The 12,936-nt window shown below is 65.2% G+C and carries 13 protein-coding genes; 2 read left to right on the forward strand and 11 right to left on the reverse strand.

What is annotated here, in order from left to right:
• Position 1: 1 nt before the first annotated feature.
• From FOS14_RS00580 to FOS14_RS00605, 6 genes are all read right to left on the reverse strand, one after another.
• Complete coding sequence (locus FOS14_RS00580) at positions 2-640, reverse strand: rhomboid family intramembrane serine protease (RefSeq protein ID WP_143768318.1); 639 nt, start codon at positions 638-640, stop codon at positions 2-4.
• Complete coding sequence (locus FOS14_RS00585) at positions 637-1,605, reverse strand: proline dehydrogenase family protein (protein WP_143768319.1); 969 nt, start codon at positions 1,603-1,605, stop codon at positions 637-639. Before FOS14_RS00585 ends, FOS14_RS00580 begins: the two co-directional genes overlap by 4 nt.
• Before the next feature lie 5 nt (positions 1,606-1,610).
• Positions 1,611-3,245: an L-glutamate gamma-semialdehyde dehydrogenase gene (pruA, locus tag FOS14_RS00590; RefSeq protein ID WP_143768320.1), complete on the reverse strand. Its 1,635-nt coding sequence runs from the start codon at positions 3,243-3,245 to the stop codon at positions 1,611-1,613.
• 182 nt (positions 3,246-3,427) lie between these two features.
• Entirely contained in the window at positions 3,428-4,714 is a 1,287-nt protein-coding gene (locus FOS14_RS00595) for an SLC13 family permease (RefSeq protein ID WP_143768321.1), read from the reverse strand.
• Positions 4,715-4,742: 28 nt separating this feature from the next.
• Complete coding sequence (locus FOS14_RS00600) at positions 4,743-5,237, reverse strand: CBS domain-containing protein (protein ID WP_255449944.1); 495 nt, start codon at positions 5,235-5,237, stop codon at positions 4,743-4,745.
• A complete protein-coding gene (locus FOS14_RS00605) occupies positions 5,234-5,500 on the reverse strand; it encodes a hypothetical protein (RefSeq protein ID WP_143768322.1) in 267 nt (88 codons plus the stop codon). The genes FOS14_RS00600 and FOS14_RS00605 overlap by 4 nt, the downstream gene beginning before the upstream one ends.
• A 139-nt stretch (positions 5,501-5,639) precedes the next feature.
• Between FOS14_RS00605 and FOS14_RS00610 the strand changes: the two genes are divergently transcribed.
• The gene (locus FOS14_RS00610) at positions 5,640-6,614 is read left to right on the forward strand and encodes a histidine kinase (RefSeq protein WP_143768323.1); all 975 of its coding nucleotides are present in this window, start codon (positions 5,640-5,642) and stop codon (positions 6,612-6,614) included.
• On the forward strand, positions 6,611-7,264 hold the full coding sequence (locus tag FOS14_RS00615) for a response regulator transcription factor (RefSeq protein ID WP_143768324.1): 654 nt from the start codon (positions 6,611-6,613) through the stop codon (positions 7,262-7,264). The genes FOS14_RS00610 and FOS14_RS00615 overlap by 4 nt, the downstream gene beginning before the upstream one ends.
• Before the next feature lie 5 nt (positions 7,265-7,269).
• Here the strand turns inward: FOS14_RS00615 and FOS14_RS00620 are convergent, their stop codons facing one another.
• The 5 genes from FOS14_RS00620 to FOS14_RS00640 all read right to left on the reverse strand — a co-directional run bounded on the left by FOS14_RS00620 (position 7,270) and on the right by FOS14_RS00640 (position 12,900).
• Entirely contained in the window at positions 7,270-8,004 is a 735-nt protein-coding gene (locus tag FOS14_RS00620) for an acyl-[acyl-carrier-protein] thioesterase (RefSeq protein WP_255449945.1), read from the reverse strand.
• Positions 8,001-9,107 (reverse strand): succinyldiaminopimelate transaminase, encoded by a 1,107-nt coding sequence (gene dapC, locus FOS14_RS00625; protein ID WP_185981547.1) that lies wholly within the window; start codon positions 9,105-9,107, stop codon positions 8,001-8,003. The genes FOS14_RS00620 and dapC overlap by 4 nt, the downstream gene beginning before the upstream one ends.
• Before the next feature lie 39 nt (positions 9,108-9,146).
• Positions 9,147-9,470 (reverse strand): ferredoxin, encoded by a 324-nt coding sequence (gene fdxA, locus FOS14_RS00630; RefSeq protein ID WP_143768325.1) that lies wholly within the window; start codon positions 9,468-9,470, stop codon positions 9,147-9,149.
• Between the two features lie 116 nt (positions 9,471-9,586).
• Positions 9,587-10,330: a hypothetical protein gene (locus tag FOS14_RS00635; protein WP_255449946.1), complete on the reverse strand. Its 744-nt coding sequence runs from the start codon at positions 10,328-10,330 to the stop codon at positions 9,587-9,589.
• Positions 10,327-12,900, reverse strand: a complete 2,574-nt coding sequence (locus tag FOS14_RS00640; protein ID WP_143768326.1) for a bifunctional FO biosynthesis protein CofGH — start codon at positions 12,898-12,900, stop codon at positions 10,327-10,329. The genes FOS14_RS00635 and FOS14_RS00640 overlap by 4 nt, the downstream gene beginning before the upstream one ends.
• Between the last annotated feature and the right edge of the window lie 36 nt (positions 12,901-12,936).

Consider the following 12,936-nt stretch of genomic DNA (forward strand, 5'->3'; position numbering starts at 1 on the left):
GTTACCGTACCTGCAGCACAGATTTCGGTGGCCAGAGCACGCTCAGCACGGCACCGATCACCATGCCCAACAGCACCGCGATGCCGTGGGCGTCCCGAAGCGCAACCAGCACGGCCCCGATGATGGCAACGCCGAAAGACACCACTGCATCCCGGCGCGGCGGGGCGGACAGCGCCACCAATCCGGCGACGGACGCGGCCAGCGCCAAAGTAGCTCCCGAATTGCCCGCTCCCACCGTCGGCGAGACGAAGGTGGTGAACAACCCCCACAGCACCTGGCCGACCGCAAAGACGATGAGCGTCCGCGTACCGCCCCAAATCGCCACTGCGGCAGTGCCCACGATGGCCAGCGTGACCAGGTTGAACAACGTTCCCCAGAACCCGCCGTCCTGCACCAGCACCGAGGTGATCACCCGCCACCACTGACCGTCCACGTTGATCAACGGCGGATCTCGCCGCAGGTCGGTCAACAGCGCCGGGAAAAAGCCTTGCAGGATCGACGGCACCGCGACGACAACCCACAACGCGACGGCCACCGGGAGCGCAGACGACCGTTTGGGCGTGTGCACGAGCCGGACGGACGCGACGATGACCAAGACGTAGAGGACGCCGTTGATGACGCCCCCGCCCGACGTGCTCAATGCCGCGTGGCCAGTGAGCGCAGGAAGAACCGCAGGTTGGCGGGCCGCTCGGCGAGTCGTCGCATGAAATAGCCATACCACTCGGTGCCGTAGGGCACGTACACTCGCATCCCCTTGCCGTCGGCCGCGAGTCGCTGCTGTTCCAGATCCCGAATCCCGTAAAGCATTTGATGTTCGAAACTATCAGCGGCACGGCCGGTGGCGGTGATCAACTCGCCCGCGGCGACGATCATCTGCGGATCGTGTGAGGCGACCATCGGATAGCCGTCGCCGCGCATCAAAACCGAAAGACACCGTTTGTACGATTCGTCGACCTCGGCCCGGCGCTGGAAGGCCACCGACTTCGGTTCCCGATAAGCTCCCTTGCACAGCCTGATCCGTGATCCCGCGCCGGTCAGGTCAGCGAGGTCGGACTCGGTGCGACGTAGGTAGGCCTGAACGACTACGCCGAGCCACGGGTAGTCGGCACGCAGTTCGCCAACTGTCGCCAGCGTGGCGTCGGTGGTCGTGTGGTCCTCGGCATCCACGGTCACCCAGACGCCGCTCGATTCGGCAGCCGCGCAGATTTTCCACGCATTCTCGGTGGCCACTTTGACGCCGTCGCCCCGCAGCGCTTGACCGAGCGCCGATAGTTTCAGCGACACCTCCAGCGTTCTCACCCGGTTCGCCGCGGCTGCGTCGAGATTGCCCAGATCGTTGATGAGCGCAACATATTCGTCCACGCTCTGATCGGCTGTGCGGCGGTCGGTGACCTGTTCGCCGAGGTAGTCAACGCTCACCATCCGTCCGCTGGCGAGTAGCGCCGTCGCCACCTCCAGGACGTCGCTGCGCTGAGTTCCGGACACGAAGCGCTGCACAACGTTTCGGGTCACCGGAGCGCGAACGATCGCGTGCTGCAGACGCGCCGATTTTGCCGCCGCGAGGATCACCGGGCGCAGCGGATTGGGCGGCGCGAATTCTCCCATCGCACTCAGCCGCTCATGTGTGGGTAACGGTAATCGGTTGGTGGCGAGAGCGTTTCCTTGATGGTCCGCGGAGAAACCCAGCGCAGCAGATTGAGTGGCGAACCAGCTTTGTCGTTGGTCCCCGATGCACGGGCGCCGCCGAACGGTTGTTGGCCGACCACCGCGCCGGTGGGTTTGTCGTTGATGTAGAAGTTGCCGGCCGCAAAGCGCAGTGCGGACATTGCCTCTTCGATGGCCGCCGGGTCGCGTGCGAACACGGATCCGGTCAACGCGTACGGCGCACCCGCTTCCACCTCGCCGAGGATGTCCTCGAAGGAGCCGAAGACCGAGTCGTCGTAGATATGCACGCTGAGAATCGGGCTGAAATACTCGGTGCTGAAAGCCTCGTCGCGCGGGTCGCCGATGAGCAGGACGGTGGGACGGACGAAATAGCCCTCGCTGTCGTCGTAGCTGCCACCGACGGCAATCTCCACGCCGGGCGCCGAGCGCGCTCGTTCGATGGCGGCTACTGCCTTGTCGTAGGCGCGGCGGTCGATGAGCGCGCCGCCGAAGTTGCGCAGGTCGGCGACGTCACCGTAGGTGAGCTCGGCGGTCTGGGCGAGGAATTCGTCACCCATCCGGTTCCACAGCGAGCGCGGAATGTAGGCGCGCGACGCCGCCGAACACTTTTGCCCCTGGTACTCGAAAGCCCCGCGGATGAGCGCGGTTTGCAGCGCCGCCGGATCGGCGGACGGGTGCGCGAGGATGAAGTCCTTGCCGCCGGTCTCGCCCACCATTCGTGGATAGCTGTGGTAGTTGGCGATGTTCGCGCCGACCTGTCCCCACAGATACTGAAACGTCTTGGTAGAGCCGGTGAAATGGATGCCCGCCAGCCGTGGATCGGCCAGCGCCACCTCGGATAGCGCCTTGCCGTCGCCGGTGACCAGGTTGATGACACCCGGCGGTAGACCGGCTGCTTCCAACACCTGCAGGGTGTAGTACGCCGCGAGGGTCTGGGTGGGCGAGGGCTTCCACACCACGGTGTTGCCCATAAGCGCTGGGGCCGTTGGGATGTTGCCGGCAATCGCCGTGAAGTTGAACGGGGTGATGGCGTAGACGAAGCCCTCGAGCGGACGGTATTCGAGCCGGTTCCAGGTGCCGGGCGACGAATTGGGTTGCAGAGCAAGGATTTGCCGACCGAACGCGACGTTGAACCGCCAGAAGTCGACAAGCTCGCAGGGGGCGTCGATCTCGGCTTGGGCCACGCTCTTGGACTGGCCGAGCATGGTGGCCGCGCTGAGCGTCGCTCGCCATGGTCCGGACGCCAGGTCGGCGGCTCGCAGGATGACCGCGGCTCGGTCGTCGTAGGACAGTGCACGCCAGTCCGGCGCGGCCGCCATGGCCGCTTCGATGGCGGCGTGCGCGTCGTCGTGGGTGGCCGTGGCGTAGGTGCCGAGCACCAACTCGGTGCGATGGGGGGCGACGATCTCCGCGCGGTCCGGCCCCTGGTGGCGCTTTCCGCCGATGACCATCGGCACGTCCAGCGGATTTTTGGCAAGCTCAGCCAGCTTGTCTTCGAGACGTTCGCGCTCCGGGGTACCCGGCGCGTAGGTGTATACCGGCTCATTGACCGGCGTCGGAACCGAGGTGACGGCGTCCATGATGCCTCCTGCTTGTTTGCTGGTGGCCCCGCTGGTGCAATCCCAGCTTATCGCCGGTCTGGCGGGGCGGCCAGGAAGCGACGCGGCGGACGCGCCCACAGTGATTTCGCTCCCCGACTGCGCACTTCACGGCCCTTACACAACCGACGCGAACTGCCCAGAGACGACGCGAACTCGGCCGGTTAGAAGTACCGCAGCCCGATATAAATCCACGCCAATACGGTGCTCAATGCCGTGACGATGATCCCGTAGCGGGTGAACTGCCAGAAACCGATGGGATGCCCGGTCCGCTGCGCAATACCTATCGCAACGACGTTGGCGCTGGCAGCGACCGCGGTGCCGTTGCCACCGAAGCACGCGCCGAGCGCGAAGGCCCACCACAGCGCGCGCCCCGTCGCCGCGTCTGGTGCTTGCGCCGCAACTCCTTCCACTACCGGCGCCATTGTTGTCGTGTAGGGAATATTGTCGATGAACGCCCCAATCACCGCCGACCCGAACAGCAGCGCAGTGGCAGCAGTGAAGAAGTTGTCCCCGACCACCTCAAGGGTCCAACTGCCGATAGCTTCGATCACCCCGGTGTGTACGAGGCCGGCCACCATGACGAAGAGGCCAACAAAGAACGCAAGCGTCGGCCATTCGACCTCGCCGAGGACGTCGTTGACGTCGTAATCTGCAACCAGCAGCATCAACCCTGCCCCGATAAGCGCAACCAGCGATGGCGGTAGATGCAGCACCCCGTGCAGCGCAAAGCCGGTGATGACCAATGCCAGCACGATCATGCAGCGAAGCAGCAACTTCCGATCAGTGATGGCGCGGCGTTCTTGCAGCGCCATCACCTCGGCGATATTTTGCGGCTTGCAGCGCAACGACTTTCGAAACAGCAGCCGGGTGAACACCACGAACAACGCGAAAATGCCCACGACAACGGGTGCCATGTGGACGAGAAAGTCGTTGAACGACAAGCCTGCTCGACTGCCGATGATGATGTTCGGAGGATCACCAATAAGCGTGGCGGCACCACCGATGTTGGACGCCAGCACTTCTGCGATGAGATAGGGCTGGGCCGGAATACGCAATCGATTGCACACCACCACGGTCACCGGCGCCACAAGCATGATCGTGGTGACGTTATCCAGAAATGGAGATGCGACAGCGGTGATGAACATCAACATCACCATCAGCCGATAGGGCTTGCCACGGGAGCGCTTCGCCGCCCAAATGGCCAGGTAGTCGAAAATTCCGGTCTGCTTGACGATTCCGACGATCACCATCATGCCGAGCAAGAGGAAGATGACGTTCCAGTCGATACCCTCGTGCTCGGAAAAGAAGACCTCGTCGCCGGGAATGAGGCCGAGCAGCGCCATGGCACCGGCCGCCACCAGCACCGTCTTCACCTTGTCCACCCGTTCGGTGGCAATACACCCGAACGCGACGATGAAGATGAGAAGGGCGAGCAGGGGTGCAATCATGCGGTCACACCCCTGCTCTCATGCAAGATCAGTCGCCGGGGCCCGAGACCGCGAGGCTGGTGAGGAGGCGCTCCAACGTCACGGCGCCGATCAGGACACCGGTTCGGTCCACGACCGCCACCAAAGGGCTGTGCTGGCGTGCCATCAGGGTCGCCACCTCGAGCACGGTAGCGGTGGGCAAAACAGTGACCGGCTTGGCCGGCTGCTGCGGCAGACAGTCACCGACGGTCAGGGTGCCCGGCTCCAGCCAGAACAAATCGGCATGGACCTCGTCGATGGTGCGCGCCAGTGCAGGGTCATTCTGGTAGGAGCCGGGAATAGTCAAGCGCAACACCTGTGTTCCGGGAAGAACGGCAATGGGCCGCGACTTCTCGTCCACGACAACGAGTCCCGGCATGCGGTTGACCACCATCAGCCGTACCGCCCGGGCCACCGGATCCGACGGGGTGACCGTCGGAAGTTTCGCGGCGATGTCGCGTGCTTGCATGGCACCGTCCCGTTGTGCGCAGTAGTCGGTGATCATCGGCATCGATCCTCACGAATCAGTTGGTCGACGAGTCGCTCCACGGTGGCAAGCCGATCGGGAATCGAACGGCTCTGCAGAAGTTGGGCGACCTGATCAGCCTCATCGGGTTCCAAAGCGATCACCTGGTAAGGCTCGTCGGCACCGTCATACACGAAAAGTTGCCGATCACGAGTGACAAGCACAGCGAAGCGCTGCCCGTCGCGGGTGATCAGCTGGTGCAGGACGCCCGCGCCTGGAACCGTGCTCCGGGTGATCTCCATGCTCCGACTCTCGCAGCGGCCGTCGCCGACGACCATCGGCGCCAACACCCATGTTTGCCCGGCTCGGGAACGTGGACAGGGACGAAAATGGGCGACGAACCCCATGGACAACCGTCACGCACCGGGTAACGCTGGGGCGATGGCAGTACACCGGTCTCCCGCGCGAGCCCTGTTTCGACGACTCATCGCCATCAACGGACTCGTCTTTGCTGTGGGCACGCTCGCCTTGGCAGTGTCACCGGCGACCGTGTCCTCGCCGATTCTGCTCACCGAAATTCCAGTGTTGATCATCGGCCTCGCCGTGATTCTCACTGCGAACGGTCTGCTGTTGCGGGCCAGCCTTTCGCCCCTGGATTCGTTGGCGACGCTGATGGAGCGCGTCGATCCGCTGCGCCGCGGCGACCGACTCACCGTAGCGGGCAATGGAGACCTGTCCGAGCTGATCGCGAGTTTCAACTCGATGCTGGACCGCCTGGAGTCCGAACGTGCGGCGGCGAGCGCATACGCCCTCACCGCGCAGGAGGGCGAACGACAACGCATCGCACGCGAACTGCACGATGAAGTCGGCCAGAGCCTCACCGTCGCTTTGCTGACAATGAAGCGCGCGGTCGACCGGTCCCCGCCGGCCGCGCGCGATGATCTGCGTAGCGCTCAGGAAACGGTGCGCGCGAGCCTGGACGAGGTTCGTGGCATCGCGCAACGACTACGGCCGGATGTGCTCGACGATCTCGGCTTGGAGAGTGCACTGAACGCGCTGTGTTCCGACTTCGCCCGGGCCAGCGGGGTGGCTGTGGATCGAAACATCGATCCTGGCCTTCCGCGACTAGGTTCGGACGCCGAACTGGTCTGCTACCGGATCGCCCAGGAAGGTCTGACCAACATTGCCCGCCATGCCGACGCGACAACCGTCGGCTTTTCACTCAGTGCGTCGCAAGATCGAATACTTTTGCGGATCAAGGACAACGGCCGGGGCGGCGCCGACGAGGAGGGCGCCGGAATCCGGGGTATGCGCGAACGCGCTTTGTTGGTAGGCGGTGCATTGCGGATTAGTTCGCCGCCTCGGGCCGGCACGGAGATCCGGTTGGCCATCCCTGCCGTGACGGAACTGAAATGACCACGCCAATAAAGATTTTGCTCGCCGACGACCACGCGTTGGTGCGCAGCGGCCTTCGCCTGATTATCGATGCCGAATCCGATCTGCAGGTGGTTGTGGAGGCGGCCAACGGTGCGGAGGCAATCGCCGCCGTCAGCGAAACGCCCGTCGACATAGCAATTCTCGACATTGCCATGCCCAGGATGACCGGTATCCAGGCGGCGCGCGAGATCGCCCGGCAGGCACCGAACGTGCGAATGCTCATGCTGTCCATGTACGACAACGAGCAGTACTTCTTCGAAGCGCTGAAAGCCGGTGCGTCCGGGTACGTGTTGAAGTCGGTCGCCGATCGCGACCTGATCGAGGCCTGCCGAGCAACGATGCGTGGTGAGTCATTCCTGTATCCAGGAGCCGTCACTGCGTTGGTCAGCGACTACCTGCTGCGGATGCGCCGCGGCGACTCGATACCCGACGCGATACTGACGACCCGCGAAGAGGAGGTGGTCAAGCTCATCGCGGAGGGCAATTCGAGCCGCGACATCGCAAAAACGTTGGTGATCAGCGTGAAAACCGTGGACCGGCATCGCGCGAACATCCTGCAGAAACTCGGCCTACGTGACCGGCTCGAACTGACGCGTTATGCAATCCGGGCAGGGCTGGTGGAACCGTAGCGCTTTCAGATCCGGCTGACGCTCCCCAGCGTGCGCACATCACCGTCAACGGCGAACCACAGGTCCACGGCGTCGTCGCGCCGCCGCTTGTGGATGTGCACCGGTTCGCCGTAGGTGATCGGTTTGACGTACTCGATCACGGCTCGGTGCGGGGCCGTCAGGAGGTCGCGCTCGTCGGCCAATGCCTCGATGACGCCATGCCAGTACGCGGTGTTGTTGACGTGATTGAAGTGGTCGATGTCAGTGCGCCGCAACGGGAACGGCACCCCCGGCGCGTCCGACAAGGCGTCCGTGAGCCACGGCTTCCAGCGCAGCCGGAGATCGTCGGTGGTACTGGCCATCGTCGCGAAGAACTCGTCGGAAAGCCGGGCCGGACCCATCGTTTCCTTGCTCATGTTGATCCAGAAGCCCTCGGTCTCGACCAACCCGCCCTTGTCACCGTCGAGCCGCACGCGCATCGAGCACCAGCGCGAGGAAACACCGGAACACCAGCGGCGCAAGCGAATCCGGTCGGGCCACTCGATCGGGCGCAGGACGTCGATGACCGAACGCCGCACGATCCAGTGCGGGTGTGAGTCCATCATTCCGGTGTGGTCGAGGTGGCGTACGCCGGCCTCCTGCACGTACCGGGCGATGCCGTCGAGGCCTAGCTGGTACTGGTCGTCCATGTCGGTGGTCGCCAGCGGCCACGACGTGTCGAAGATGTGTCCGGATTCGGGCACCGGCGCAAGCGTGCTCACGACGCACCCAAACGCTGTGCGGCCGCAGCGATTCGCTCGTCCGGGGCGGTGAGCGCGACGCGGACATGCTGGCCGCCGCGTGGGCCGTAAAAGTCTCCCGGAGCCACCAGGATGCCGTGCTCGGCGAGCCAGTCGACGGTGTCCCGGCACGGCTCTCCGCGGCTGGCCCACACGTAGAGTCCGGCCTCGGAGTGGTCGACGGTGAAACCAGCACCGCGCAGCGCCGCCAGCAGAGTTACCCGCCGGCTGCGGTAACGCTCGCGCTGCTCGCGCTCGTGCTCGTCGTCGCGCAGCGCCGCCGTCATCGCCGCCTGGACCGGCAGCGGCAGCATCATGCCCGCATGCTTGCGAACCTCGAGCAACTCGGCCACCAACTCGGGATCACCGGTCACAAACCCGGCCCGGTAACTGGCCAGATTCGACGATTTCGACAACGAATGCACCGCAAGCAATCCCGTGTGATCGCCCTCGGCCACCCGGGGATCGAGGATCGAGGAGGCTTCCGCATCCCAGGTCAATCCCAGGTAGCACTCGTCGGAGACCACCACTGCGCCTCGCTCGCGAGCAAACGCGACGACCTTACGCAGATGGTCGACGCCGAGCACCCGCCCGGTCGGATTCGACGGCGAGTTGACGTAGATCAGCGCCGGCGACTGCGGGCCGAGCTGGGTCAGCCCGTCGGCCCGAACCACCCGTCCGCCGGCCAGCAGGGCGCCGACCTCATACGTCGGGTAAGCCAGTTCGGGAATGACCACCAGATCCGACGAGCCCAGACCCAGCAAACGCGGCAGCCACGCGATCATCTCCTTGGTCCCGATCGCAGGCAGGACCGCCGCGGGGTCGATACCGGCGACGCCGTAGCGACGTTCGAGCGCCTTGACCGCCGCCTCACGCAGCTCGACGGTGCCATGCGTGGTCGGGTAACCCGAGAGCTCCGACACCGAGGCCAGGGCGTCGCGGATTACCGTTGCCACCGGATCGACCGGCGTCCCGACGGAGAGATCGACGATCCCGCCCGGATGCTGCGCTGCGCGCGCTTTGGCGGCTCCGATTGTGTCCCAAGGAAAATCGGGCAGCCTGGTGGAGACCCGGCTCAACGGCAAGTCGGAACCCTCATTCCTCACACGGTGCCATCTGGGGGATCATTCTTCACCCATGGGCGGCAGGGCCTTGATGAACGGCGGGTCGTAGTCGACCTTACCGAGCTTCGCGGCGCCGCCGGGCGAACCGAGGTCGTCGAAGAAGTCGACGTTGGCGCTGACGTAACCAATCCACTGATCCGGGGTGTCGTCTTCGTAGAAGATCGCCTCCACCGGACACACCGGCTCGCACGCACCGCAGTCAACGCACTCGTCGGGGTGGATGTAGAGCATCCTGCCGCCCTCGTAGATGCAGTCGACAGGGCATTCCTCGATGCAGGCCTTGTCCAGCACATCGACGCATGGTTCGGCAATGATGTAGGTCACCGCAGCTCTCCCTCTTTCCGCGCCCATGGCACTGCCGTGCCGGGTCGCACATCTCGCGTCACACTCGAGGCAACATTATCCCGGAACGGCTCCCCCGTTTCTCGGGCAGCCTCCGGCTAGACGAGTTCCATGTCGGCGAGCCAGGCTTCGCCGGCCTTGGCGGCGCGCGATAGTGCGCCGTACTCACCGAAGTACCCGCCGATCACGCCCACCCCCGGCAGCATCCCGATGAGCTGGAAGAACCGGTTGGGGTGTTGGCGTTTGTCGAGTTCGTCGTTGATGCCTCGGATGATCTTGGCGGTTCGCCACAGCCCCTTGACCATGGCGAATGGAGTCCAGGACGCGCTACCGCCGGTCGGCGCCTGCGGATCGTCAGGCAGGTGCGAAATGCCGCCCGGTGAGAGGTGTCGGCCGCACAAGATGTAACCGAGCAGTTGCACCTGCCGGTCCTGGTCGTCTACACCGCGCTCTCGCGCCACCGCGCACAGCACGATCGCCTGATTGGCGAAGCCGAGCACGTTCTGAATCGGTAGCCGACTCGCCAGCACGCCGAACACGCCGGGCGCGGCGACGAGCACTGTATTCAGTGCCCCGGCGCGGCGGACCCACCACCGCGCGCGCTGGTCGACGTTGAGTTCCGCCCAGCCCTTGGTGCCGGGAAAGTCGAGGACGTTGAGGACCCAGGCGACGCCGTCCAGGCCCCGATCGACGACGGAAGTCGGCGGACGCGCCACCTTGGTGCGTGCTTTCAGCCCGAGCGGATCGGCCAGTTCAACCACGTCGAGCACCGGGTCGACCACCCACACGACTCGGCCGAGAACAGTTGCGACGTGCTGGTCGGTTATCGAGGAGGTGGTCATGCGGCGGTGAATCCTTTCCGACGGCCGTAGACGGTGGTGCGTTCGCGCGCGGGCCGGCCTATATCTTCGGCGATGGCACGCAGTTCCGCGACCGACTTCGCCGAACCGTGCTGGGAACCGGCCATCCGGGAAATGGTCTCCTCCATCAACGTTCCGCCGAGGTCGTTGGCGCCGCCGCGAAGCATCGTCTGCGTGCCGAGGACCCCGAGTTTGACCCAGCTGGTCTGAATGTTGTCGATGCGGCCGTGCAGCATGATGCGGGCCAGGGCATGCACCGCCCGGTTGTCACGGTTGCTCGGGCCCGGGCGGGCGGCGCCGGCCAGGTACAGGGGTGCACTCTGGTGCACGAACGGCAGCGGAACGAATTCGGTGAAACCGCCGGTTTCGTCCTGGATCCCGCACAGCACCCGCAAGTGCCCGACCCAGTGCTTCGGGTTGTCCACGTGCCCGTACATCATCGTCGAACTCGACCGCAGCCCCACCTGATGGGCGGTGGTGACCACATCGATCCAGGTTGCCGTGGGCAACTTGCCCTTGGTGAGCACCCAACGCACCTCGTCGTCGAGGATTTCCGCCGCGGTACCCGGGATCGTGTCCAACCCGGCCGCCCGCAGCTCCACCAGCCAGTCCCGAACGCTCTGGCCACCGCGGGAGGCGCCGTTGACGATCTCCATGGGACTGAAGGCGTGCACATGCATCGACGGCACCCGCTGCTTGACCGCGCGGACCAGATCCGCATAGCCCGTCACTGGCAGGTCTGGGTCGATGCCGCCCTGCATGCAGACCTCGGTGGCGCCAGCCACATGCGCTTCCCAAGCCCGGTCGGCCACCTCGTGGGTGGACAGCGTGTAGGCATCCGCATCGCCCTTGCGCTGCGCGAACGCGCAGAACCGGCAGCCCGTATAGCAAATGTTGGTGAAGTTGATGTTGCGGTTGACCACGTACGTGACGTCGTCGCCCACCGCTTGCCGGCGCAGGTCATCGGCCAGCGCCGCCACCGCGTCGAGTTCGGCGCCGTCGGCGGTTGCCAGGGCGAGGTACTCGGCGTCGGTACATCCGGCTGGGTCGCGCTCGGCCGCACGTAGGGCCGAAACCACATCCGTGTCCAGCCGTTGCGGCGCAGCCAGACTCAGCACCTGCTCACGCACCGTGTCCCAATCGCCGAACGCATTGCCGATGTCGCTGCGTGTGCGGGTGTTTCGGCCCTCATCGTCGATCGACCGGTGTAAATCCGTACGTCCGGCCGACTCCCAGGACTCATCTGGCTCTTGCCAGGGCAGGCCGGTCGGGATCGCCCCCGCGCGGGCCAGTCCGGACGCCGGATCTGCCAGCGCACGAACGTGATTGGTTACCCGGGGATCGATCCACGGCGAGCCGGCAAGCACGTACCGCGGATGCGCCGTGAGCCGCTCGGTGAGCTGAAAACCAGCGGATCCGGTCAGCGAGGTTAGGGTGTCGAGATTCGGCCAGGGCCGTTCCGGGTTCACATGGTCCGGTGTGAGCGGCGAGACCCCACCCCAGTCGTCGATGCCCGCATTTATGAGCTGCTGACATTCCGTCAGCGACACCAGGTTTGGCGGTGCTTGAATCCGCATGTCCGGTCCCAGTACCAGTCGCGTCACCGCGATGGTGGCCGCGAACTCTTCGAGTCCGGCGTCGGGTACGTCGCGCATGGCAGTGTCGGGCTTGGCCAGGAAGTTCTGCACGATCACTTCCTGGATGTGGCCGAACGCCTTGTGCGACTTACGGATTGCAAAGATGGAGTCGGCGCGCTCAACCAACGTTTCACCGATGCCCACGAGGATGCCCGTCGTGAAGGGCACACTCAATCGGCCCGCGTCGGTCAGCGTGCGCAACCGCACGGCCGGGTCTTTGTCCGGCGAGCCGTGATGGCAGCCACCCTTGTCGGTGAAAAGGCGGGTGGCCGTGGTCTCCAGCATCATGCCCATCGAGGGCGCGACCGGCTTGAGCCGCGATAGTTCTTCCCAACTCAGCACACCTGGATTCAGATGGGGCAACAGCCCTGCTTCCTCGAGCACCCGAATCGCCATGGCACGTAGGTAGGCCAGCGTCGAGTCGTATCCGCGCTCGTCGAGCCATTGACGGGCCTCGGGCCAGCGCGCCTCCGGTCGATCGCCGAGGGTGAACAGCGCCTCCTTGCACCCGAGTTCGGCTCCGCGGCGGGCGATCTCGAGCACTTCGTCGGGTTCGAGGTACATGCCCTCTCCGGCGGCGCGGAGCTTGGGTGGCACGGTGACGAACGTGCAGTAGTGGCACTTGTCCCGGCACAGCCGGGTCAGCGGGATAAATACCTTGCGCGAATAGGTGATTAGGCCCGATTGTCCCGCAGCGGCGAGCCCGGCGTCACGCACCCGGGCGGCCGACGCGCACAGGTCCACGAGGTGTTCGCCGCGGGCATGCAGCAATACCGTCGCCTCGTCCACGTTGAGCGTCGCGCCGTCCCGAGCGCGGCGCAACGCCCGCCGCATCGCCGATTCCCCCGGAACCCGGTCGAGGCCGGGCCGAGGCGGGACGCTCGGGGTTGGCAATTCAGTCACGGCTCCGATCATGCGCCACCGGTCCGACAACCTGCCACCCGGCGGCCC

Origin of the sequence: Skermania sp. ID1734 (assembly GCF_007489285.1) — a bacterium.
Classification (GTDB): Bacteria; Actinomycetota; Actinomycetes; order Mycobacteriales; family Mycobacteriaceae; genus ID1734.

What these genes read in the sequence shown, in the direction of transcription:
- FOS14_RS00600 (WP_255449944.1), bottom strand. Translation starts at nt 5,237, where the DNA reads ATGATCACCGACTACTGCGCACAACGGGACGGTGCCATGCAAGCACGC.
- FOS14_RS00585 (WP_143768319.1), bottom strand. Translation starts at nt 1,605, where the DNA reads ATGGGAGAATTCGCGCCGCCCAATCCGCTGCGCCCGGTGATCCTCGCG.
- pruA (WP_143768320.1), bottom strand. Translation starts at nt 3,245, where the DNA reads ATGGACGCCGTCACCTCGGTTCCGACGCCGGTCAATGAGCCGGTATAC.
- FOS14_RS00635 (WP_255449946.1), bottom strand. Translation starts at nt 10,330, where the DNA reads ATGACCACCTCCTCGATAACCGACCAGCACGTCGCAACTGTTCTCGGC.
- FOS14_RS00605 (WP_143768322.1), bottom strand. Translation starts at nt 5,500, where the DNA reads ATGGAGATCACCCGGAGCACGGTTCCAGGCGCGGGCGTCCTGCACCAG.
- FOS14_RS00640 (WP_143768326.1), bottom strand. Translation starts at nt 12,900, where the DNA reads ATGATCGGAGCCGTGACTGAATTGCCAACCCCGAGCGTCCCGCCTCGG.
- FOS14_RS00610 (WP_143768323.1), top strand. Translation starts at nt 5,640, where the DNA reads ATGGCAGTACACCGGTCTCCCGCGCGAGCCCTGTTTCGACGACTCATC.
- FOS14_RS00595 (WP_143768321.1), bottom strand. Translation starts at nt 4,714, where the DNA reads ATGATTGCACCCCTGCTCGCCCTTCTCATCTTCATCGTCGCGTTCGGG.
- FOS14_RS00615 (WP_143768324.1), top strand. Translation starts at nt 6,611, where the DNA reads ATGACCACGCCAATAAAGATTTTGCTCGCCGACGACCACGCGTTGGTG.